Source organism: Bacillus sp. TH22 (genome assembly GCF_016651015.1).
Taxonomy (GTDB): domain Bacteria; phylum Bacillota; class Bacilli; order Bacillales; family Bacillaceae_G; genus Bacillus_A; species Bacillus_A mycoides.
The window spans coordinates 1,478,683-1,503,267 of record NZ_JAEKER010000001.1 but is presented as its reverse complement, the minus strand read 5'-3'; the positions used below and the strand labels follow the sequence as shown (position 1 = coordinate 1,503,267).

Annotated in this window: 16 protein-coding genes and 1 riboswitch; of the genes, 9 read left to right on the top strand and 7 right to left on the bottom strand. The window is 36.0% G+C overall.

Features of this window, described 5'->3' with window-relative positions; all coding sequences use genetic code 11:
* Positions 1-51 precede the first annotated feature (51 nt).
* Positions 52-15,084, bottom strand: coding sequence for a DUF11 domain-containing protein (locus tag JFU18_RS07490; RefSeq protein WP_201034943.1), 15,033 nt, complete (start codon positions 15,082-15,084; stop codon positions 52-54).
* A 122-nt stretch (positions 15,085-15,206) separates the two neighbouring features.
* On the opposite strand from JFU18_RS07490, the gene JFU18_RS07485 reads away from it, so the two are divergent.
* Positions 15,207-16,067, top strand: a complete 861-nt coding sequence (locus JFU18_RS07485) for a GNAT family N-acetyltransferase (RefSeq protein ID WP_201034944.1) — start codon at positions 15,207-15,209, stop codon at positions 16,065-16,067.
* A gap of 46 nt (positions 16,068-16,113) precedes the next feature.
* On the opposite strand, the gene JFU18_RS07480 is transcribed toward JFU18_RS07485, so the two are convergent.
* Entirely contained in the window at positions 16,114-16,674 is a 561-nt protein-coding gene (locus tag JFU18_RS07480; RefSeq protein WP_201034945.1) for a cysteine hydrolase family protein, read from the bottom strand.
* 182 nt (positions 16,675-16,856) lie between these two features.
* Here JFU18_RS07480 and JFU18_RS07475 point away from each other — a divergent pair, with 182 nt between their 5' ends.
* Positions 16,857-17,117, top strand: coding sequence for a DUF6123 family protein (locus JFU18_RS07475; RefSeq protein ID WP_001195213.1), 261 nt, complete (start codon positions 16,857-16,859; stop codon positions 17,115-17,117).
* Between the two features lie 2 nt (positions 17,118-17,119).
* On the opposite strand, the gene JFU18_RS07470 is transcribed toward JFU18_RS07475, so the two are convergent.
* The 3 genes from JFU18_RS07470 to JFU18_RS07460 all read right to left on the bottom strand — a co-directional run bounded on the left by JFU18_RS07470 (position 17,120) and on the right by JFU18_RS07460 (position 19,368).
* Positions 17,120-18,025: a DMT family transporter gene (locus JFU18_RS07470; protein ID WP_201032818.1), complete on the bottom strand. Its 906-nt coding sequence runs from the start codon at positions 18,023-18,025 to the stop codon at positions 17,120-17,122.
* A gap of 13 nt (positions 18,026-18,038) precedes the next feature.
* A complete protein-coding gene (locus JFU18_RS07465) occupies positions 18,039-18,425 on the bottom strand; it encodes a reverse transcriptase-like protein (protein WP_000573873.1) in 387 nt (128 codons plus the stop codon).
* 70 nt (positions 18,426-18,495) lie between these two features.
* A complete protein-coding gene (locus JFU18_RS07460) occupies positions 18,496-19,368 on the bottom strand; it encodes an aldose 1-epimerase family protein (RefSeq protein WP_201034946.1) in 873 nt (290 codons plus the stop codon).
* A gap of 132 nt (positions 19,369-19,500) precedes the next feature.
* A riboswitch (PreQ1 riboswitch) is annotated at positions 19,501-19,545 on the top strand.
* 6 nt (positions 19,546-19,551) lie between these two features.
* Between JFU18_RS07460 and JFU18_RS07455 the strand changes: the two genes are divergently transcribed.
* The 3 genes from JFU18_RS07455 (at position 19,552) to JFU18_RS07445 (ending at position 21,037) form a co-directional block, all read left to right on the top strand.
* The gene (locus tag JFU18_RS07455) at positions 19,552-20,040 is read left to right on the top strand and encodes a QueT transporter family protein (RefSeq protein WP_002011909.1); all 489 of its coding nucleotides are present in this window, start codon (positions 19,552-19,554) and stop codon (positions 20,038-20,040) included.
* A gap of 148 nt (positions 20,041-20,188) precedes the next feature.
* Entirely contained in the window at positions 20,189-20,848 is a 660-nt protein-coding gene (locus JFU18_RS07450; RefSeq protein ID WP_063217930.1) for a ribonuclease H family protein, read from the top strand.
* A 12-nt stretch (positions 20,849-20,860) separates the two neighbouring features.
* Positions 20,861-21,037 carry a zinc-finger domain-containing protein gene (locus JFU18_RS07445; protein WP_002011906.1) on the top strand — a complete coding sequence of 59 codons (177 nt, stop codon included), beginning with the start codon at positions 20,861-20,863 and terminating at the stop codon, positions 21,035-21,037.
* A gap of 33 nt (positions 21,038-21,070) precedes the next feature.
* Here JFU18_RS07445 and JFU18_RS07440 read toward each other — a convergent pair whose 3' ends face one another.
* Together JFU18_RS07440 and cspB are read right to left on the bottom strand one after the other, a co-directional pair.
* Entirely contained in the window at positions 21,071-21,319 is a 249-nt protein-coding gene (locus JFU18_RS07440; RefSeq protein WP_002011905.1) for a DUF2564 family protein, read from the bottom strand.
* Positions 21,320-21,438: 119 nt separating this feature from the next.
* Complete coding sequence (gene cspB / locus JFU18_RS07435) at positions 21,439-21,636, bottom strand: cold shock-like protein CspB (RefSeq protein WP_002011904.1); 198 nt, start codon at positions 21,634-21,636, stop codon at positions 21,439-21,441.
* A gap of 260 nt (positions 21,637-21,896) precedes the next feature.
* Between cspB and JFU18_RS07430 the strand changes: the two genes are divergently transcribed.
* From JFU18_RS07430 to JFU18_RS07415, 4 genes are all read left to right on the top strand, one after another.
* Entirely contained in the window at positions 21,897-22,625 is a 729-nt protein-coding gene (locus tag JFU18_RS07430) for a YqcI/YcgG family protein (protein ID WP_002030884.1), read from the top strand.
* Positions 22,626-22,764: 139 nt separating this feature from the next.
* A complete protein-coding gene (locus JFU18_RS07425) occupies positions 22,765-23,397 on the top strand; it encodes a LysE family transporter (RefSeq protein WP_002030886.1) in 633 nt (210 codons plus the stop codon).
* A 19-nt stretch (positions 23,398-23,416) separates the two neighbouring features.
* On the top strand, positions 23,417-23,710 hold the full coding sequence (locus tag JFU18_RS07420; RefSeq protein ID WP_002011898.1) for a hypothetical protein: 294 nt from the start codon (positions 23,417-23,419) through the stop codon (positions 23,708-23,710).
* An 82-nt stretch (positions 23,711-23,792) separates the two neighbouring features.
* Complete coding sequence (locus JFU18_RS07415; RefSeq protein WP_201034947.1) at positions 23,793-24,422, top strand: sterol desaturase family protein; 630 nt, start codon at positions 23,793-23,795, stop codon at positions 24,420-24,422.
* Positions 24,423-24,585 lie beyond the last annotated feature (163 nt).

The window sequence follows — 24,585 nt, the reverse complement described above, 5'->3', positions numbered from 1 at the left end:
AAAAGCTTGTAGTTTGGATATTATCCGAACTACAAGCTTTTTCTTTTTTGATTAACGCCACCAAATCCAAGTCCAAAAGTAATTTCGTATATTTCGAGGAGTAATGCGTATGAAACGTTCACCGTCAAAGAAACAATTTAAATTTGGAAGTGTTTCATCTGGATTTTCTGGAATGAAGGTGACGATGTTTTCGTTACTTGTAATAGTTACTGTGATTGGTGGATCGGTAGGAGAGACTTGAAGTTGTAAAGAAACGTTTGCCGTGTTTTTAAATTCATTATTAATAGGTGGACTTATCACTTGTACTGTGAATAACACGATAATTGTTTCGTTCGGTTCCAAATTAGTAGCGACTAGGAAACCGATATTCGGATTCGCTAGTGGAGAGCGTTCCCCATTAATGAAGACCGTACCGTTCATAAATTGTAAACCTGCTGGAATGGTGTCTTGTAATGAAATATTTGAAAGTGAAATCTCGGAAGTATTCGTAATACGCACTGTATAATCAAAATATTGGTTTAAATAAGCAGAGCTGACGGAAGCATTTTTTATCACTGCTGCCGTTATAAATTGAACTGGTATACGAACAATATTCGAATTGACAATGAAAATAATAATTGGATCCTGTGGTGTCAATTGGAAAGCAACTGTAACGGTTGCAGAATTGATAATAGCACTGTTTGAAGGAATAGAAGTTACGAGAACTTTAAATGTTACAGTTGCTACTCCATCTGCAGGTAAAGCGCCGATATTAATACCAGTGTCTGGTCGAATATTTGGAACCGGAGTACCGTTAATTGTTACACTGTTTTCTATAAATGTTGTACCAGCTGGAATCATATCTAAAACGGAAGTACTTACTGTAGGAATTGGGGAATGATTAAATACCTCTAATGTGAATGTAATAATATCTCCTATAACGACAGAAGATTTGTCAGCGTTTTTCTCAATGCGCACCATTGGATCAACGATCGTTGTTGTAACGGTATTTGTTTGCTTTGTAATTGTAATAGGTGGTTCATTCGGATCAATGGTAACAGTATAGGAAACAGAAGCGTCGTTATTGATAGCAGTTTGAAGAGTCGAAGAAGATATTGTTACTTGGAACGTAATGACAACAGATTCATTAGGAGCAAGGTTTCCTAATGGAATACCATTTTCAGGATTCGCATTAGGCTGATTGATCCCGTTAATCGTAACACTGCCAGTAATGAAAATTGTATCTACTGGTACGGTGTCTATGGCAAGAAGGTCTTCAATCGTTACATTACCGCTATTAGTAATTGTAATTGTATACGTTAAAGTTTGACTAGGTAATGCATTCGTGGCATTAACAGATTTTATGGCAACGACATTATCATTTTGGACAGTTGTTGTGACAGTATTTGTTGTAGTCGTATTTGTAACAGGTAAGTTATTTGGGTTGACTATATAGTTAAAAGTAGTAATTGCTTTGTTGCTGAGTTCATTTGGTGTTGGAATAGAAGTCACAGTTACTTGGAAGGAAGCGATGGCATCTCCACCTACAATTATAGTACCAATTGGTATGCCGCTTACTGGATTAACTCCCGGAACAGTTTCTCCGTTTACAATGACACTATTTTCTATAAACGTAGTACCTTGAGGAATAATATCTTGAATGATTACATCATCTGCTGAAACATTACCAGTTTGATTTAGTGTAATCGTATACGTTAACGTATCACCGACCGTTGCAAATGCAAGGTCAACAGCTTTATTGCTATTTAAATTCGCGTGATGAATTTCTGTTACGGCAGCTGATGAAATAATAGTTTCGGTAATAGGTGGCCTATCTGGTACCGTGTATTCATATTCAATTGTACTCGTGTTAGAGATTGGATTTGTTTGCGGAATGGAAGTAACCCGGACTTGGAATAGAATAGTTGCTGTCGTATTAGGTGGAATGTTATCAATTGGTATACCGCTAAGTGGATTGTCATTTGGCCGAGCGTTGCCATTCACAATAACACTATTCTCTATAAAGCTCGTATTTGCTGGAATGATATCTGTAACAATAATGTTTTCCACTTGTATATTTCCGTTATTTATGATGGAAATTGTATAAGGGATAATAGTTTGTAGGTCAGCGTATTGGATTGGCGTTGTTTTTGTCGCAATTACATTAGCAGAAATAACTTCAGTGAAGGTAATATTACTAGTCGATATTTGTTCTTCCCCATTTATTGTATAACGAGAAGTTGATTGATTTTGAACATGGCCGCTAGCTGGAAGAGCTACGACGGTAGCAGAAAATGTGACTGGGATAGAAATATCAGGAGCAATCGTTCCTACAAGTATACCGGTACTTGGATTGGCGTTAAGCTGCGGAATGTTATTTACTAAAACGCTACCGTCTATAAAGGTTGTTCCATCAGGAATATTGTCTGTAAATACAACAGCAGTAGCATCCGTATTCCCTGTATTCGTTAAAGTTGTTGTATAAGTTAAAATGTCACCAATCGTTACAGAAGTTAAATCAACAGTTTTCAGTGAAATGATATCAGCGTCATTAATTTGAACGAAAGTAGTATTGGAAGTAGTAGATTTTTGAATTGGTGCAAAGTCAGGGTTGAAAATAAAGTCATAGACGATGTTTGCAGTATTAGGTGTTGGATTTACAGCAGGTAAATTCGTAACGGAAACTTGGAATGTTATTGTTGTCGATTGACCTGACGCGATATTAGGAATGGAAAAGCCGATATTCGGATCTGCTGCAGGAATTATAGTATTGTTAACTATTACACTTCCAGGAATAAATACTGTTCCATCCTCGATAGTATCTGTAAAAAAGATGGAGTTAGTTGTAGTCGATCCGTTATTTTGGATTAATACTGTATATTCAATGGTTTCATCAATGTTAGCTAATACTTTATTAGCGGATTTTGTAGCGATAAGAATAGCATCAATAAATTGTATATTTGTAGTATTGGAAGAGGTCGTTTCTGAAATTGGTGGTGAGCTTGGATCCGGTTGATATTCATAGTGAATAACAGCGATATTATTAATATTATTTTGAGAAGGTATAGAGACTACATTTACTTGGAACGTAACAATAATCGTATTATTTGGAAGGATAATATCAAGGGTGATTCCGGTAATTGGATTTTCGTTAGGTCTTGGTATGCCATCTACAAGGATGCTATTTGGAACGAATGTGGTGCCAGCTGCAATTGCGTCAATTAGGAGAGTATTTGTAATAGGTACTGTACCAGCGTTTGTAACGGCGACTGTATATGTGATGATTTGACCGATGCGTGTAATGGATCTATTGGCGGATTTAATTGTACTAACATTTGCCGTCCGCACTTCCGTGTTTACTGCATTTGATAACGATCTACGCTGAATAATCGGAGAGCTAGGGTCAATTTGGTATTCGTACGAAGTGTCTGAAATATTAATGACTGTATTGCCGGACGGTATATTTGTAAGTTGTACTTGGAATGAAATAGTGACTGTTTCATTTGGTTGTATCGTGCTGAGAGTTACTCCGTTTTCAGGATTCGCGCCAGGCTGAATCACATTATTTATTGATAAGCTATCTTCAATGAATATAGTACCTTCTGGAATGTTATCAATAAACACGGTATTGTTAGCTGGAATGGTTCCTATATTTTGTAGTGTATTTGTGTAGGTAATAATTTGCCCAATTGATACGAAAGTTACATCCGCGCTTTTAACAGAAATAATATTTGCATTTTGAAGTGATGTTGTAACAATGTTAGAATTTGCAGAGCGATTCACCGGTGGAGCTGTAGGAATACTTACATATTGGTAATTTACAGAAGATTGATTTACAATTTCGGTTTCAGTAGGTGGATTGTTTGTTTGCACTTGAAATAGTATTGTTTTGGAACTGTTTGCTGGAATCGTTCCAATCGGTATTCCATTTTCTGGATTTTCACCTGGTTGCAGGACACCGTTAATTGTGACACTATCGGGAACGAATGTAGTCCCAGCTGGAATAGAATCTGTAAAAATAATATTTATTGCGTCAACATTGCCGATATTTTTCACTTCAGAAATATAAAGTATAGTTCCGCCAATATCTACAGTTATTGGATTGGACGTTTTTGTAATTGTCAATTGTGCTTGCACAAAATTTGTAATGACAATATTACTTGTAGATGTTTCAGTAATAGGCGGCTGGCTTGGATCTGGTTGAATTGTATATGTTGTATTGGATTGATTTGTAATAGAATCTTGCGAGAATGAATCGTTAATAAGAATTTGGAACGAAATAAGGTGAGTAGCGTTTGCTACTAGGTTAGGCAAAGTAACACCTATGTTTGGATTGGCACCAAGTATAGCTGTTCCGTTAAGTGTAAAACTATTTTCTACGAATGTAGTCCCTTCTGGAATAGTATCTGAAAATATGAGATTAGTAGCTGGAATATTTCCGGTATTTTCTAGTGTTATCGTATAAGTCAAAATATCACCTGTTGTTGCTTGTTGTGCATTGACTGCTTTTAAAGAAAGAACATTCGCATCCGAAATTTGTGTGAAAGCTGGATTAGACGTAATTGTTCGAGAGATGATAGGAGCAGTTGGATCGGCGATAAAAGTATAGTCAATACGGGCTATATTAGAAATTGGATTCACGCTTGGAATGGATTGAACGATAACTTGGAATGTGACGGTGACAATTTCTGACGGCGCAACGGAGTTTAATGGTATTCCTACGTTTGGATCGGCACCTGGAACTGAAACTCCATTAATGGTCACGCTATTCGGAATAAATGCAGTTCCTTCTGGGACCAAATCTGTTAAAGTAACTGTATTTGCAGTTGTATTGCCGTTATTTTGAACGCCTACTGTGTAAGTGATTGTACCTTCGGTAGATTGTACGAGAGAATCTGTATTTTTAATTACGGATAACGATGCATCAACGACAGCTGTATTAACCGTATTAGATGAGGATGTTGCTGTAACTGGAGGTTGACTTGGATCGACAATATACGTGTAACTTGTAATAGCTTGATTTATAATCGCCCCTTGCGGTGGAATAGAACTTGCAAGAAATTGGAACGTAATAGTAGCAGAATCACCTGGTGCGATAATACCAACTGGAATACCGAGAGTTGGACTGGCATCTGGAAGTGAAATCCCGTTTAGCGTAACACTATTTGGAACGAATAATGCTCCTTCAGGAACACCGTTAATGAGTAATACAGAATTTGCAGGGAAGTTTCCAGTATTCGTTAATGTTGCTGTATACGTAATTACATCTCCGATAGATACAATTGAACGATTTGCTTCTAAAACAGTTGTAACAGTAGCGTTATTAATTTGTGTTGAAGCGCTATTAGAATTTATTGTGCTTGTAACAGGAGGAGCTGCCGGATCAACAATGAATGAGTATTGAATAGATGCAACGTTTGTAATTGGGTTTGAAGGTGGAGTAGTTGTAACTATGACTTGGAACGTAACAGCTAATGAACTGTCTGCGTTAACGGTTCCGATATTAACTCCATTATTTGGATTTGCCCCTGGAATGGTACTTCCATTTACAGTAAAACTATTTTCAACAAAAGTCGTTCCAGCTGGAATAATGTCTGAGAAATTTAAATTTGTAGCGTTTGTATTGCCGCTATTTTGAATCAAAACTGTATAAGTGATCGTGTCTCCGATATTTGCAAAGGCTGTATTAGCAGTTTTTACGGCCGAAAGTATTGCTGAATTAATAGAAGTAACGAAGACGTTCGTTTCCACATTGCCAGGCTGAGCCTGTAATGAATTGCCTACGTTATATTGGAAGTTAACAAATCCTAAGTTTTGGAGTTCAGGTGTGAACGTTGTTGGGTTGCTTACAATTTGAACTTGGAATACAATTGTTACGATTTGATTTGGAGTTATTGTATTTATGCCAACACCATCAATGATAGAAGCGGATGGTAATGGAGTTCCATCAACAATAACTGATCCTGCAACAAATTGTGTCCACGATGGTATAGGGTCTGAGAAAACAACATTGTTAGCGGGGATATTTCCTGTATTCGTAATAGTCGTTGTATACGTAATTGTATCACCAATAGTTGCAAATGCTTTATCTCCTATTTTAATAGTGTTTAAAATAGCACTTTCAATTTGTGTTGAAACGCTATTAGAAGTAATGTTTTTTGAAACTGGAGGATTAGCTGGATTAACGATATGTTGAAAACTAACGCTAGCTTGATTGGTAATTGGATTTATAGGCGGAATTTCATTGGCATTAATATGAAATGCTACGATGACAGATTCGTTTGGCGCGATATCACCAATTGGAACACCTGTAATTATATTTGCATTTGGGATGCTAATTCCGTTAAGTGTAAAACTATTCGGTTCAAAGGAAGTTCCAGCTGGAATAAGGTCGGTAAAAATAACATTCGTTGCACTAACATTGCCGCTATTTGTAATTGTAACGGAGTAGACGATATCTTGCCCGATATCTACCGTTTCCGCATTTGAATTTTTTTGTGCAGTAAGGATAGCACTATTAATTTGAGTTGTCGTTGTATTCGATTGATTGGAAGTTGTAATAGGTGACTGGCTAGGATCAACGACATAATGATATGTGGTAGAAGCAAAATTAGAAATTGGATTAAGTGTTGGAAGTGTAGTAACAGTTGCTTGGAATGTAACGATTGCCGTATTACCACCACTAATTGAACCAATATTTACACCAGTAGATAAATCAGCGTTTGGAATGGTTTGCCCATTAACTGTGAAACTGTTTGGAACGAAACTTAAATTGCTATCAAGAATATCGATAATCGTTACATCAGTTGCAGCCACATTCCCTGTATTAGGAAGGTTAAGTGTAAATGTTATTATATTACCAATATCCGCAAAAGTAAGATTCGCTGTTTTTGTACTAATAATAGTCGCGTTGTTTATTTGAAGAAGCGTAGTGTTAGAATTAGCTGTATTTGAAACAGGAGGATTATTTGGATCAACAGTAAACTCATACGTCGTTGATGCTGTATTCGGTGTGGGATTAAAAGGTGGGATGCTGTTAACCGTAACTTGAAAGACGATACTATATATTTCATTTGGCGGAAGTGCTGCAAGTAACACACCTGTATTCGGATTCGCGTCAGTTTGTAAAATGCCATCGACAGTTAATGTGTTAGGAACAAACGTGATTCCACTTGGTAATACATCTGTGAATACAATGTTAGCTGCATCCGTATTGCCTACATTCGCAATAGAAGTAGTGTAAAAAGCAGTTTGCCCGATATCTGCATAGGATACACTTTCGTTTTTCGTCATAGATAATATGGCTTCTCTAATTAGCGTTGAAACAGGGTTACTAATCGAAGTTTCTGCCTCAGGTGGTGAGACCAATTGATACGATGTCGATGAGAAATTTACAATTGGGTTTTCGGTTGGTAATGACGTCACGGTCACTTGGAATGAAACATTTACTGTAGTCTCGGCTGTTATAGGTCCGATATTTACACCGTTCGCTGGATTTGCCCCTGTTTGAGGAACATTGTTAATAGAAAATGAGTTTGCGATAAATGTAGTTCCGCTTGGCACGGTATCTGTGAATATAACATTTTGTGCGGAGGAATTTCCGTTGTTTGTTAAAGCGACAGTATAAGTGAGTGTATCTCCGATGTTGCTAAATGCTCTATCGACTTGTTTTAATGAAAGAATGGTAGCTGTATTAATTGTAGTGAACACTGTGTTTGAAGTAACATTCCTTGAAACAATAGGGGCATTAAGGTCAGCGATAAATGTGTAAGAAGCACTAGCCGAATTTGCAATAGGATTTTGAACTGGTGTAGAAGTAGCGGTCACTTGAAATGCAATAGATATTGAGCTGTTAGGAGCAATTGATCCAATCGTTATACCGGTATTAGGATTAAGACCAATTTGCGTGATGCCATCTATTGTAACGCTATCAGTAATAAACGTTGTACCATCTGGTATAAGGTCAGTGAAAGTAATATTAGTTGCGTTTGTATTACCACTATTCGTTAAAATGGTCGTATAGGTAATGGTATCACCTAGCGTTACAAGTGTTTGATCGACTGATTTAATCATCGTAATCATAGCATCTAGTACAGGGATTGTAACAATATTCGTTGAAGTAGAAGTTGTAGTAGGAGTTCCGCTTGGATCAACAGTATAAGAATATAAAATTGTATCGTTACCCATAATCGAGCTTGAAGGAGGCACAGAAATAACATTTACTTGGAAAGTAACAGTTACTGTTTCGCCAGGGGCGATATTTGGTATATTTACTCCAAGTGCTGGTTGCGCACCGGGCTGCTGGATGCCATTTATTGTGACCGAATCTGGTACAAAAGTAGTACTAGGAGGAATCGCGCTTGTAAAAGTTATATTTGTAGCGGGTGTATTTCCTGTATTCGTAATAGTCGTTGTATACGTAAGTGTATCACCGACGGAAATAATAGATTTATCAACACTTTTTTGGGTTGTTAATATCGCACTGTTAATAGTTGTCGAAACCGCATTAGATACATTCGTTTGTGATACGGCAGGTTGACTAGGATCGACCACATGTGCAAATTGTACAGAACTAAAATTAGAAATTGGATTTATACTTGGAATGTTTGTAACAAGTACGTTGAGAGTAATAACGGCCGTTCCACCTGGATTTATATTTTCAATCTGTATCCCGCTAGCTGGATTTCCAATTTGCTGTGTACCAGAATCGCTTGTAAGAGTCCCGGAAATAAATGTCGTTCCATCAGGCAAAATATCCGTGAAAATTATATTTTGTGAAGTGACATTTCCAGGGTTATTTAATGTAATTGTATAAGAGATTGTATCCCCGATTGTTGCGAAAGTTTTATCTACAGATTTAACAAGTGCAATTTCCCCGGAATTTATTTGTGTCGAAACAGAATTGGATGTTGTACTTCGTGAAACGAGTGGTAAATTAGGTCCTGTCATAAATTGGTAATCGATGGAAGCACCGTTTACAACCGGTGAGTTTGGTCCCCCAGGCCCAATTGTGAAAATTGGATTTGGAATACTAACTACTTGCACGCGGAAGGTGACGTTTATAAAATCTCCTGCAATAATATCTCCAATTGGTATCCCATTCGCTGGATTTACTCCAGGTAATAAAACGCCACCTACTCGAACGCTATCTTCTATAAAGACTGTATTATTCGGAATTGGATCTGTAAAAATGATATTAGTAGCAGTCGTGTTCCCTATATTTTCTAATAAAACAGTATACGTTAAAAATGAATTTCCAGGTGCTACGTCAGAAAATATTCGATCCACACTTTTCGTTGCTTGAATAATCGCTTCGTTAATTTGAACTAAAGTTGGATTACTTGTAGCTGTTTCTGTCACTGGCGGCTGGGTAGGATCAACAATGATAGAGTATGTTGTGCTAGATTGGTTCAATGTTGGATTTATAGCTGGAATTGAGCCAACGATAGCTTGAAAGCTAATTGTTGTCGTTCCTCCAACTGGAATTGGGTCTAAAGGAATCCCGCTATCTGGCCTAAATCCAAGTTGTGGGATGGTATTAATTTGTACGCTATCAGGCACGAATGAAAGTTCAGGTGGTAATATATCGATAAAAATAGGTGTGTTTGCGGTAGTATTTCCGCTATTAGTGAGAGTAGTTGTATACGTAAGTGTATCTCCGACAGCAGCAAATGCACTGCTTGCAGTTTTTGTTGCGATAACGGAAGCCGTATTTACTTGTGTAAAGGTTTTATTAGATTGAACTGTTCGTGAAACAGGTGGTTCATTTATATCAACAATAAAACTATATTGAAGCGATGATTTGTTCGGAATTGGATTAGGGTTTGGAAGCGTTGTAATGTTTACTTGAAAACTGAGTGTAATCGATGCATTTGAATTCAAGTTACCAATATTGATACCGTTTTGTGGATTTGCATTCGGGACGGTTACACCGTTTATTTTAAAGCTATTTGGGACAAAGGCAGTACCGTTTGGAATTGTATCTGTAAAAACAATGTTGTTCGCAGTAGTGTTTCCTGTGTTTGTAACAGATGAAGTGAATGTAATCGTATCACCAATCGTAGCGAAAGTTGTACTCGCATTTTTATTTAAAACTAGAGTAGCGTCAATAATAGGGGTAGCAGTCGTGTTTGTTACAGTGCTTCCAACAGCAGGTGTTTGGTTTGGATTCACTGTATATTCATAATTTACAAGGGCGTTATTCGTTAAAGTACCGCTAGGAGGAATCTCAAGAATTTTTACTTGGAATGTAATAAAAGTAGTTCCTCCTGGTGAAATATCGTCTAAATGAATACCTAATGAAGGGTCTAATCCAGGTTGTGAAACGTTATTTATCGTAACGGAATTTGGGACGAAGGATGCACCTGGTCCAAGTCCATCCGTTAAAACAGTTGCACTAGCAGGGATGTTTCCTGTATTTGTTACTGCAATCGTATAGGTAACGATGTCTCCAATTGCAGCTGTTGGTGTATTCACTGACTTAGTAGCAACAATTGTAGCGTTATTAATTTGAGTTGTTATTAGATTACTTAGCGCACTGGCGGATGCTGGAGGTAAGTTAGGATTTACGACATATTGGTACGCTGTATTACTTTGATTCGGGATTGGATTCGGATTCGGGATAGAATTTACTTGAACTTGGAACGAAATTATCGTATTTGCATTCGGATTGATTGGATCAATTGCAATTCCGTTTGCTGGATTTACATTAGGGAGTGTATTGCCATTTACTGTTACACTATTAGGAATAAACGATGTCCCATTTGGAATTACATCTGTAAATATTACATTTGATGCAAGGATGTTCCCACTATTCGTTAAAGTAGTCGTGTACGTAATAATATCATTTACGTTAGCAAACTGTTTATCTGCAGATTTTGTAGCGGCAATTGAGGCGTTATTAATAGTTGTCTGTACAGTGTTAGAAGCCACCATCTGCATTACGGTTGGTTTGGATGGATCGTACGTGTATTGGAATGTAGTGCTTGATTGATTTGTAATCGGATTTACCGCAGGGATATTTGGTACAAAAACCTGGAATGAAACGGTACGTGATGAATTCGCCCCGATCGTACCGATCAAAATACCGTTAGCAGGATTTGCATTTGCTATAGGGACATTGTTAATCGTTACAGTATTAGGAATGAAGAGGGTACCCGCTGGAATGATATCTGTAAACGTTACATTAGAAGCAGGGATATTCCCGTTATTTGTTAAAATAGTCGCATATAATATGACATCACCAACATCAGCGAAATTTGTGCTTGTTAGTTTTGTAGCAACAATATTAGCAGTATTAATTTGTGTAGTTACTATATTGCTAGCAGCGTTTCTAACAACAGCAGGTAAACTCGGATCGGCGATAAAGCTATATTGAAGTGAAGCGCTATTTTGAATTGGATTTGGTAAAGGTAGCCCATTTGCACTTATTTGAAAAACAATCGTTGTAAAACCACCAGTAGGAATGGAGCCGACTTGAAGGCCGTTACTTGGGTCTGCACCTAGCTGTAAAGCGCCACCTATAAAAATACTATTTGGTACGATAGTGGTGCCGGGAGGGATTATATCGGTAACAACAACATTGTTTGCTGTAGTATTGCCAAGGTTAGCTAAGGAAATTGTATATGTGATTGGTTGCCCGACATCGGCAATAGTTAAATCTACCTCTTTGACAATAACTACATTTGCTAAATTAATTTGTGTACTTACAGTATTACTTAAAGATGTTTCTATAATTGGTGGATCACCTGGATTTAAAACGAAACTATACTGTGTACTCGATGAATTAGTTGTTGGATTTTGGGCTGGTAAAGCAGTGACAGTTACTTGATAAGAAACGGTAATTAATCCGCTAGCAGGAATAGAAGGTAACAGGACACCGATATTTGGATCTGCATTGTTTTGCAAAACGCCATTAATAAGAAAAGTATTTGGAATAAAGGTAGTACCATCTGGATTTATATCTATGAAAGTAGGATTATCAGCAGAAACGCTTCCTGTATTAGTTAAAGAAACGGTATAAGTTAATATATCTCCAACAGTAGCGAACGCTCGATCCACTGTTTTTGCCGAAATTACATTTGCATCATTAACTTGGATAAATGTAGTGTTTGTAGTTGTGTTTGTACTTACAGGAGAAGCGTTTGGATCAACGATAAAGTTATAGGAGATGGAAGCGCTATTCAAAATAGGATTAGGATTTGGAATACTAGTTATTAATATTTGGAATGAAGCTGTAATTGTAGTATTAGCATTGATGCTACCAATATTGATGCTAGCTGGTGTTGCGCCCGGTTGAGTAACACCGTTAACTATAACACTGTTCGGTACAAAGGAAGTGCCATTCGCAATGGAATCGGATAGTAATACATTGTTCGCCGCAACATTTCCATCGTTTGTAAGAGCAAAGGTGTAAGTTAATACATCTCCAACTTCCGCAAACGTTTGACTTACAGATTTATTAGCATGAAGATTTGCTAGTCTAATTGTTGATGTAACAGAATTAGAATTTGCAGTTTTTGAAGTTGGTGGCAGGCTTGGATTTACAGTGTAAATATAAGAGGCGAAAGCGTTATTAATGATAGGGTTTTGTGCAGTAATATTGATGACTGTTACTTGGAAGGATAAGGTAAAAGTAGCTCCGCCAGGAATTGTGCCGATAGGTAAAGCAACGAGAGAATCTACATTTTGCAAAACTCCGTTGAGCGTTACAGAACCTAATGTTAATATCGTTCCATTTGGAAGTGGATCTGTTAGTTGAACGTTATTGGCGGCCGTATTTCCACTGTTTGTAATAAGGATTGTATAACTTATCGTTTCGCCAATTGTGGCAAATTGTTTATTTGTAGACTTTGTTAATGTTAAATTCGCATTGTTAATTTGAGTAGTAACGACGTTAGAAGAAATGTTTTTCATAATGGGTGATTGGCTAGGGTTAACGGTGTACTGATAAGAAGCGCTTGATCCGTTAGATACGGCATTTGACACGGGTATTGTGTTTACTACTACTTGAAATGAAACACTTTTGGTTGTGCCAGTTGGGATGGATCCTATGTTCACACCATTAGTGGGATTAGCGCCAATTTGTGTTGAGCCATCTATTGTTAAACTGTTTAGGACAAAAGTTGTTCCTGTAGGAATGACATCTGTAAAAATAACATTGTTCGCATTCGTATTACCTGTACCTGTAAAGGCAACAGTGTAAGTCAGTGTATCGCCAATATCTGCATAGTTTTTATCTACTGCTTTCGTCATTGTTACAGTAGCATTATTCACTTGAGTGGAGACAATATTTGTCGTATCAGTTCCACTTACTGCCGGCTGATTTGGTACAGGAATGTATTGATATGTTGTTGTACCACTATTTAATATTGGATTTGTTTGGGGGATAGAAGGAACGAATACTTGAAAGGAAATAGTAGTAGTAGAATTTGCAGCAATAGATCCAATTGATATACCATTAGCGGGATTTGCTCCAGCTTGAGTAACTCCGTTAACAGTTACACTCCCTGGAATGAAAGTAGTCCCGCTAGGAATCGGATCTGTATATATAACATTAGTTGCAGCGATATTTCCTATATTAGCTAAGGCAATACTGTAAGTTAATGTTTCACCAATATCGGTAAAAAGTTTGTTAACTGATTTTGTGCCATTAATATCTGCGAGGTTAATTTGTGTTCCTGCAGAGTTACTTGTTGCAAGACCGTTAAAAGTCGTTCCTCCGGCAATCGGTGTATATTGAAATGTAATATTCGCAGTGTTAGAGATAGGATTTTGACTTGGAAGAGAAACGACAGTCGCTTGGAAAGCTACTGTACGAGAAGAGCCATTATTAATTGTCCCCAGAGATATACCGGCGACCGGATTTGCGTTTGTTTGTGGTACGTTATCTATCGTTACGCTTCCAGGTATAAAGGAAGTACCGTTAGGGAGAACATCTGTAAAAGTAACGTTATTTGCAGGAAGAAGCCCGGTGTTAGGAACAGTAACTGTATAGGTTAGAATATCTCCAATTGTAGCGACACTTTTATTCACGCTTTTAGTTGCTTGTATATTAGGTGAGTTTATATTGATTTGTAAACCGACTGTATTTAACATATATGCATCCCCGTTAGTAGTTAAACGAATTGAGGCAGATACTTGGGAATTTGTTAAATAAGGAGAAATATCAATGGAAGTAATGTCCCATCCTTGTCTTCCAGCGGAGATATTTGTACTTGTAGAGGCACTCTGATTTCGCGTTCCAAATGTCCCTGTTGTATCTAAGTTTCCTGCGGCATTATTAATTTGAGAACCGAAGAAATTATTTATAGCATTGTTTGGTCCAGATAAAGCATTTAATGAACTGAAATTTGGTCCAAATAAAGCTTGATCCCCGGTTAAATCAGCATCTCCTTCTGTAGAACTTAAAAATAATCTCCCGCTTACAGGTCCTCCTGAAGGTGTTAAAAATCCTGAAACAGATACATCGGCACTACCAGTTTCTGCAGAAACACGGTTACCAGCTACATAAATTGTTAAGTTTCTTGCAGGTAATGTCCCGTTTTGGTAAGCGACGATAAGCGTCCATCCAGCCGAATTAATTGTTCCATTAGAAGCATCTATGGGATCTACAAGTCCAGGGACAGCTCCCGTAGTATAAGAACCAGAACCTCCAGCTTGAATAAGAGTTGTTACGTCTGCTGATCGTGTATAAAATCCAAATGTGACAGATCCAGAAACGAATGTTTGATTTGAAGCTGTAACAGCTGAAGGGGTAATTGAGTATGTTGACACAGGTGTTGTAAAAGAAACGGGGTTTCCTAATACACTCGTAATGTTTTGATCACGAGATAAGTAGTTTCCGCCCCAAACGAGTTCTGCGTAAAGAATAGTACTGCCAGCAGGGATATTCAAAATAGCGGTAGAACTATTTTGTGTATAGTTTAACGTTGTACCAGCAGGAAAAGTAGTTACTTGTAAAGCGGTATTCGTAGTTACGAATGCACCAATTGCCCCGATTGTACCAGCACGGTTTTGATTACTAATTTTACTTAAGCCTAAAGTGTTTCCTGTAATAGCGAGTGCGCCGTTAGTGGTGGTAGAAAATCGATTCGTAATGGGCATGTTGTCACCTCATTTATATTATAGTCTTGGTCAAAATAGGATATGTGTGTGGCAAATAAAGGGAAACATGTACAAGTTGATTTAGTAAGAATGATTTAAATGTCTATATAAGGAGATGGGGAATGATTGAATTGGAAATTAGAGTGGAGCGTCTTAGAAAAGAAAAAATAGGGGATATTGTTGCATTATCTTCTTATATTGGCTGGGATTATAATACAGAAGAAATTGAGACGATTTTCAACTCAGGTATTGTATACGGTGTGTGGAATGAGAGAAAGGAGCTTATTGCTAGTGCGGCAATTATATTATACGGAGAGGCGCTAGCGTCTGTTGGAATGGTAATTGTACATCCGGATTATAAGGGGAGAGGGATTGGAAAGATAATAACGGATTCATGCGTTAAAAGCGTATCAACTCAAACTCCCATTATGCTTATTGCTACGGACGAGGGAAAAGTCTTATATGAAACACTAGGATTCAGGGCCGTTAGTTATGTTTCTAAATACATATGTAACTCATACAATACGAATTATCATTGTGTAGGAAATGAAGAGTATATTGTGAATTATGAAGAACGTGATTTAGAAGAAATAATACAAATAGATAAAGATGCATTTGGAACAAATAGAGAAGAGTTTTTAAAGTATCGAATGATACAAAGTGAACAATGTATTGTTACAAAGGATGCACAACAAAATGTATTAGGATACGGTATAAGTATACAAACGCCAAAAAATAAAATAATAGGACCAGTCGTTGCTAAAAATGATGAAATGGCAATGCGAATTGTTCATCATTTAGCAAGAGAGCATCATGGTAAATTAAGAATTGATGTACCAGAAGGAAAGGAAGCTTTTATGAAAGAATTAGAGATTGGTGGTTTTCAGAAGGTGAATATACCACCAATAATGGTGAAAAATAGTGGTCAATTATTAAAAAGGAATAGTGAACTATATAGCATTGCAGCACAAATTTTTGGATAAAAAAAGAATCCTTATAAAGTAAAGGATTCTTTTTTTGTGATTAAACCTAATCACGATATTGGTCATGAGTTGGTTGAAAGAGATTTTCCTCGATATCTCTCACCATAGAAAAATGATCAACATTATAATGACCGTGTAAAGTTTTATTATGGTGTTCGATAATTTGTTGTGCAGACAATACATTAGAATCAGTTGTTGAATGGCCATTTTTAATTAATGTAACGTCAAAACCTTGTACAGTAGCTGTTCTAACTGCGGTGTCAATGCAATGTTCTGTTTTACATCCACCTATAACAATATGATTAATTTTTTCTTCTTTTAAAAGTTCAAGTAAAGAAGTGCCATAGAATGAGTTTGTTGCTGCTTTATTAATAAGGATTGCAGACTGAGGTACTTTAATTTGATTATGTACTTCAAATCCTTCTCCGCTACCAGAAGCAACATCGATATCTCTTACGAAAACAGTAAGGGCATTTGCATCTATTGCTTTCTGTACGGCTGTATTTAGTGTAGATAATAGCTCGTTTTTACGAAAAACTTCATTTTCTTGTTCATTTCCATCCATTAATTCTTGCTGAGCATCGATAATTAATAGTGCTTGTTTCATTCGATATCCCCTTTAATATAAAATAAATTCCACTTTACATATTCTTTTATATTGTAAGGAACTCCTCTTTTTTCTAAGAAGTAGACGATAGATTTACAAAGTTGTCAAATAAATTTCATTCTCATAGAGTATAAAAACATGTATGATAAGAAGTGGAGAATTTTTGAGTAGGTGGGAATATCATGCAAACAGTAGAAGATTATCTTTCATTCTTACATACGAAAGGATTTAAATTATCAGAGGAAGCACAAGGATTTATTATGTTCGGACAAGGATATACTGGTGCATCTGATGGGATTGTGAACGTAGCAATAGAAGCGACGATTAAACATCAATTACAGTTTGATGGCAGTTATTTTGTTGCGTTATTAGAACGATTGAAAGAAGAAGAAATTACAGATAAAAAAAGCGCTAAGGCTTTTATGCGGAAGTTACAAGCGTAACTTCACGCAGCCTGCGCTTCTTTTTTTGTTTTGGAAGGTAATTCAACAAAAACCATACCTAGGAAAATACATAGACATCCAATAATAGCAGAAATAGAAAGCTGTTCATTTGCAACTAGAACGCCTGTTAATGCAGCAAAAACGGGCTCCATTGCGAAAATAATTGCTACTCTTGTTGGAGAAGTGTGTTTCTGTGCAGAAGTTTGAATGAAAAAGGCAATTGATGTCGCAAATAGGGAAGTTAGAAATAGAGCGAATAAAAAGGATTGATTCGTCCATAGTGAAACTGAAAATAATTTTTCCCAATCTTCAAACAAAAAAGCGCAAATAGAAGAAAATATACCGACAGCTAATACTTGAGAGGTGCTTAGTAATAAAGGTGATATTTTCTTAGAAAAGAAACCGTTAACAAGAATATGGGCAGCAAAAGCAACTGCACAACCGAGAACGAGTATATCTCCAATGTTTAATTGAAAAGAATCACCAGCCGTTAATAAGTATAAACCTGCTGTTGCTACAGCAATGCCAAGTACGATGAAAATGGTAGCCCGCTGTTTTAAAAAGATAAAAGATAGGATTGGAACCATCACGATGCTAAGTCCAGTTAAGAAACCAGCTTTTGAAGAAGTTGTATAAAGTAAGCCGAATGTTTGTAATAAATAGCCAACACATAAAAAGAATCCAACAATCAATCCAGCGAGACTACTCTGTTTTATATCTTGTTTTGAAGCTTTTTTTGAGAAAATCATTTGAACGAATAATAAAATAATTCCAGCGAATAAAAAGCGAATCCCATTAAAAGTAAATGGACCAACGAAAGACATAGCATTTTGGACGACAACAAACGTAGCTCCCCAAATAAAAGAGACAAATAATAAAGCAAGAGGAGCAATCCAATCCTTTTTCACACTCATACCCCCGTTAATTTTGTAAGATAGCTTTCCTAGCCAATTCATCAGCAACTTTATTTTGACTACTTGGAATCCACTTAATAAAAAAGAGATCGAAACTTTTTATGTACTGCAATGCTTCCTCTAATAGTGGTGCAAACATTTTATTTTTTGCGTATTCTTTTTCAACAGCTCGCTCGACAAGTTGTGAATCTGTACGAAAAGAGACAATGTTATAATTATGCTCCGTGCAATATTTTAATGCCGCAAGTAAGGCGTGGTATTCTGCTTCATGATTGGACATTGTCCCAAGGGGCAATGATAATTGTACAGCTGGTTGCACCCCTTTAATAAACACTCCTGCACCAGAAGGACCAGGATTTCCTTTTGATGCACCATCAATATATACTTCAATCAAAATGAGAAACCTCCAAATTATAAGATGATCCCCTACTTATATGTTTCTTTGAAGTAGGGGATAGAGTAACTTAGCCGATTGTAATACTATAACGACATGTAAATGTTTCATTCGTTTGTAAAGATTGAATTCCTTTTTTTCCCTTGAAATCTTTTGCCGGATTTACTTCATCAGCAATCCCGTACCAAGGTTCAATACATAAGAAAGGTGCGTTCTCGCCTGGTGTCCATACACCGACAAATGGGAATCCGTCAAATTCTATTTTTACAAATTTATTATGTTTATGAGAACGAATAGAGATTTCATCCGTATTCATATTTTCAAAAATAAGTGCATCATTTTTGAATAAATCGTATGTAAGTGGTAATTCATTCGTATTTTCAGCGATTAATTGCTTTTTACTTGAAAGATAAGGTCCTTCTAATACGCTTGTTTCTAAGCGTTCAGAACCATTAAATGATAAATGATAATCTGTAAATGATTCGCCCTCTAATAAGGGGAAGTTGAAACCAGGATGTGCTCCGATTGAGAAGAACATCTCTTTTGAAGTAGGGTTATTTACTTCATATGTTACATGAACGATTTGTCCATCTAGCTCATAAGAAACGAGTAATTCGAATTCGTATGGGTATTTTTTTAATGTTTCTTCATTACTAGTAACAATATAAGTAATATTCGTTTCACTTTGTTCTTTTACAGAGAATGTAAGATCACGAGCAAAGCCGTGTTGTGTTAAAGAATACGGTTTACCATCTACGTAGTATGTATTATCTACTAATCGGCCGACAATTGGGAATAAAATTGGTGCGCGGCGCCCCCAATAAGTAGAATCGCCTTGCCATAAGTATTCAGTGTTATCTTCTTTTAAGCGAACGCTTTGTAATTCTGCACCTTTGTCAGAAATGGAAACGATCACTTTTTCATTTTGAATTGTTGCTGTCATGAAGTGAAACCTCCTAAAACTTTCATATGTTTTATTATACGTTTTCTAAAAGAAAAAAGGTAGTTAATGATAGGAATCTATTGACGAGAGAGTGTCTATTACGTAGAATATATTCTTGTTGCTTAAAAAACGAATAACGTGGTTCGAAACCATCCCACGTAAAAAAACTAAGGAGATTTTGTCATGAATATAAGGACATTAGTCGGTAATGGTATTTTAGCGGCATTATATATTGCTGTTTCTATGCTTATTCAGCCATTTGGCTTTACCAGTGTACAGTTTCGTATTTCAGAGATGTTTAATCATCTCGTTGTATTCAATAAGAAAGCAATTTACGGGATTGTATTAGGTGTATTTTTAACGAATCTCTTTTTCTCACCTATGATCGCTTATGATTTAGTATTTGGAGTAGGGCAATCCATTCTTGCATTACTTGCAACTATTATTTCTATGCGCTTCATTAAAGGTGTTTGGGCTCGTATGATTTTTAATACAGTTATTTTTACAGTCACAATGTTTATGATTGCAATTGAACTTCATCTTGCGTTTGATCTGCCATTTTTATTGACATGGCTAACTTGTGCAGTTGGTGAATTTGTTGTAATGGCAATTGGTATGCCTGTAATGTACTGGATTAATAAGCGAGTGCAATTTGAAAGATTTATGCAATAGATGAAAGAGCTATTCCTATAGGGATAGCTCTTTTTGTATGTAATCACATTGAATATAATGCTGTGACTCTTGATACAATATAATAAAATAAAGTGAGGCTTTCATTAGCTGGCTACATATAAGAAGTCTTATAAAAGGGGAATCTAGTATGAAATATAAAATTCATTGGTTGTATAAAACGAAGCGCGGTTTGCAGACGGAATTAACGACAGATTATATGAACATAGAAGATGTACTGCAATTTGCAGAGGATTTTGAGAAAACAGGAAGAGTGAAAGAACTATCATTTTATGATGAAATGGATGCAGAATGGTCATTAAAGGAAATGAAAAAGCTGAGTAAGCAAGTGGAGGAAGATCCGCAAGAAATTCAAGTTTATTTTGATGGTGGTTATGATGTACAGACGAAAGAAGCTGGGGTTGGTATATGTGTATACTATAAAAAAGGAAATACAAATTACCGAATTCGTCGCAATGCATACATAGAAGGCATATATGATAATAACGAAGCGGAGTATGCAGCATTATTATACGGGATGAATACACTCGAGGAATTAGGAATTAAATATGAAGCAGTTACACTTCGTGGAGATTCTCAAGTTGTACTGCAGCAATTAGCTGGTGAATGGCCTTGCTATGATGAACATTTAAATCATTACTTAGATCAAATTGAACAAAAAGCGAAGCAAATGAAATTAAAGCTTATTTGTGAACCGATATCTAGAAAACAAAATAAAGAGGCACATCAATTAGCGGCGCAAGCATTGGAAGGGACGACAATTGATAGTCATAAAGAAATAACCGAATAGAGAGGTGCACACGTGAAGAAGAAGCAACTCATTACAGAGGTAAATGACTTATTAGAAACGTATTGCGGAGGGTGTTTCCTGCAGGAACATAATCGGAAAAATCATAGTAAATACTATGCTCATTCTTTTTGTATACGGCAATGTACGGTTGGAGAGAAGTTGAAAAAGTATGGGGAGCAATTGTCATAAAAAAACATCCAGAGAATTTTCTCTGGATGTTTTTTAGTGCTTCGCTTCATGTAATTGATGCTCGCATTTACTTAATTTTTTTTCTTCATTCATTAGAAATGGCTCATCTAAATCCGTTGCAACGGATTTCATGATTTCAAGCTGAGAACGAGCCGATTCTACTGCAGTAGTGGCATGCTCTAATGTGTCTGGATCCATTGAAATTGTTGCAGAACCTACCATTTTTTGTGCAGTTTCTACACGGAATTTTACTTCTTCAAAATCATTTACATGTGACCCCATTGTTATTGCCTCCTTTGTATTTTGCGCATTTCACATAGTTTTTGCTCTGGAAAACGGAAATATACAAAGGAATAACAAAGGAGGTTACCAAGTAAGGTAACCTCCTGTCATATGTGGGATTAAAGTTTTGCTACGTTAGCAGCTTGAGGTCCACGGTTTCCTTCAGTAATGTCGAAAGATACTTCTTGACCTTCCTCTAAAGCTTTGTAGCCGTCGCTTTGAATAGCAGAGAAATGTACGAATACATCTTCAGAGCCTTCCATTTCGATAAATCCAAAACCTTTTTCATTGTTAAACCATTTTACTTTTCCTTGCATGTCACAATTCCTCCTAAAAACGATTCCTTTTTTCATTTAGTGAAATTCATTAAAAAATAATAAAAATAAAAAATGCTATATTATCGAATATTCTGCTAAATGATTAATTTAAATATACATGAATTGGTAGAATTTAGTCAAGTAAGCGTTTTTAAAATTTTGTATTTTGAATTAATTTTTTCTCGAATTTTTAAAAAGGTATAGGACAAGCCGAGTATGTAATATTCTTAAGTGAATGCTGTACATAATGAGGTGAAAGAATGGATGAGTCTTATTTATTAGATAATGAAGGGATGAAAAATAGAGTCGACATACCGAATTGGGTTGCAAAAGAATTTCATGATTTTTCGAGTGTCGTGTTAGAACCAACCTTCCCGTGTTATTTCGGTTTAACAGCTTTGAAGAAGAATGAACTTCGTTATTCATTTCTCTCTCATAATGATTGGAGTCATTTGCCCAATACAATGTTAACTTTTTTGGAGCTAATGAAAGAGCGGCCGATTGTAAGAAGAGGATTTTTTCTTTTTGTGGAACCGGAATGTGAAGAAAAATCAATCGAATATTATCGAGATTATTTTTGGAAAGTACTACAATATTTGCATGAACAAGATAATCAATTATGGCCAAAGCAAATCCCGAAAAATCCAGACCATCATTTATGGGAATTTTCATTTGGTGGTGAACCAATATTTGCATTTGGGAATGCGCCAGCTTATAAACAGCGAAAGACTAGGCATTTAGGAAATTCTCTCGTTATTGGATTCCAGCCAAGAACTATTTTCGATGGATTAGAAGGAGATCGTCCTAAAGGGTCGTATTCAAGACAAATGGTCCGTGAACGAGTTGAAAAGTGGGATCAGTTGCCGAAGCACCCTAACATTAGTCACTACGGCGATCCTAATCATCGTGAATGGAAACAATATTTCATAGGGGATGATATTGAGCCGATTAAAGGTAAATGTCCTTTTCATCATAGGGTAGAGAAATAAGAGCCATCAACTGGATGGCTCTTTTGCATATTTTGGATAAAAAAGGGTATTGTATTAGTGAATAATTTTTATGAAAGCTAGTCTATTTTCTTTATTTGCATCATTACTTAATAGTAAAAGAAGTAGAAAGGATAGAGTGATGTTTGGAGCAATTATACAACAAATAGTATTAGGTATTTCATTAGCTGCACCTGTAGGTCCGATTAATATTGAAATGTTAAAACGAGGAATTGAACGTGGATTTTGGCATGCGTGGATTGTTGGAATCGGAGGAATGACTGCTGATATTTTGTTTATGCTGCTTATTTATTTTGGTTTATCTTCTGTGTTTATGTATACATATGTACAAGCTTTTATGTATTGCGCTGGTTTTTTCTTGTTATTTTATTTAGGGTTTCAAAGTGTAAAACAAGGAATTTCTCACTCTAATATGGAATATAAACAAGAAGAGATAGGTGGACTTAAACAATCTTTTATGGCAGGATTTCTAATTGCGATATCCAATCCATTAAATCTCGTTTTTTGGTTTGGTATATATGGAAGTACACTTAGCTCGTTGCTTACAAAGGTAACGAAACAAGAAGCTTTTTTGTACAGTCTTTGTATTATTGTTGGTATTATTTTGTGGAATTTAAATATTGCTTTTTCTGTACATTTTGGAAGAACTTTATTAAAGAAAAAAGCACTTGGCTATATTACAGCCGGAGCAGGTATTATTTTAGTAGGATATTCTATCCATTTTGCATACAAAGCTTTACAGTTGTTCATATAAGATTGAAGGGGAGATTTTTATGTATCGAACCACTATTGACGGAAAAGAAATTATCATCACTTTAGCACCAAAAATCCGAAAAGAAATTACTGATAGGAATCCACTATATGAAGCGGTATTTAAAAATGCAGCAAGGTTACTGCAAACGAAACAACCAACGTTTGCGGTAAATCATGAAGTATTTGGTCTCATTATTGGAGAAGTACAAAGAGGAGAAGTAACAGTGTTTGCAGTAGAACACATTATTCCGAAGCAAAATATATTTGGTCCGAACACTTTTTTCTCGACAATAGAACAGCAGGCAAATTTGTAAAGTGAATAGAATAAGAATGAAATAGAAAAAAATGGTCGTAACGATATGTTGCGGCTGTTTTTGTGGAAAAGGGGGAAGTAAGATGAAGAGAGTGGTGAAAGAGTTTTTTTTACAACATGATATTGTTATTATGCATAGTGTTCTATTAATTTTTATTATTATTTTAAAAATGCAATTTTTCACATGGATTAGTATGTTAGCGTGTATGTTTGGGATTGTTTTTTATACGTTTAACGAATATATGACACACCGTTTTTTATTCCATTTAAAGCCGCCTAAAAACGTATTTTTATTAAAAATGTTAAGAAGATTACATTATGATCATCACGTATATCCAGATGATTTAAAACTTTTATTTTTGCCTGTATGGTTTAGTATACCTAGCTTTACTATATATTTACTTATAACGTATGGTATTACAAAAAGTGTTACTGTTACACTTTCATTCGGAATCGGAATGATTATCATGCTCCTCGTTTATGAATGGAAACATTATATTGCACATAAACCGATTCGTCCCTTCACTAAGTTTGGAAGATGGCTAAAAAAACAGCACATATTACACCATTATAAAAATGAAAAGTTTTGGTTCGGAGTTTCAAATCCAGTATTCGATTTTATATTTAGAACACTTAAAGATGGAAAAGACGTTGAATTAAGTGAAACAGCTCGTAATTTAGAAAAGGAGACAAAGAAAGAAGTAGTGCGATAAGCACTACTTCTTTCTTCTATTTTAATGGGAATAAAAGTTTAATCGAATCAATCAAATTTTATGTTAAAAAAGTATATTGGAAATTTAGGAGAAAATGACGAAAAATGTCTATCGAAAAATCTTTGCAGGAATGTACGGATTGTCTAAAATGAAAATAAGTTTC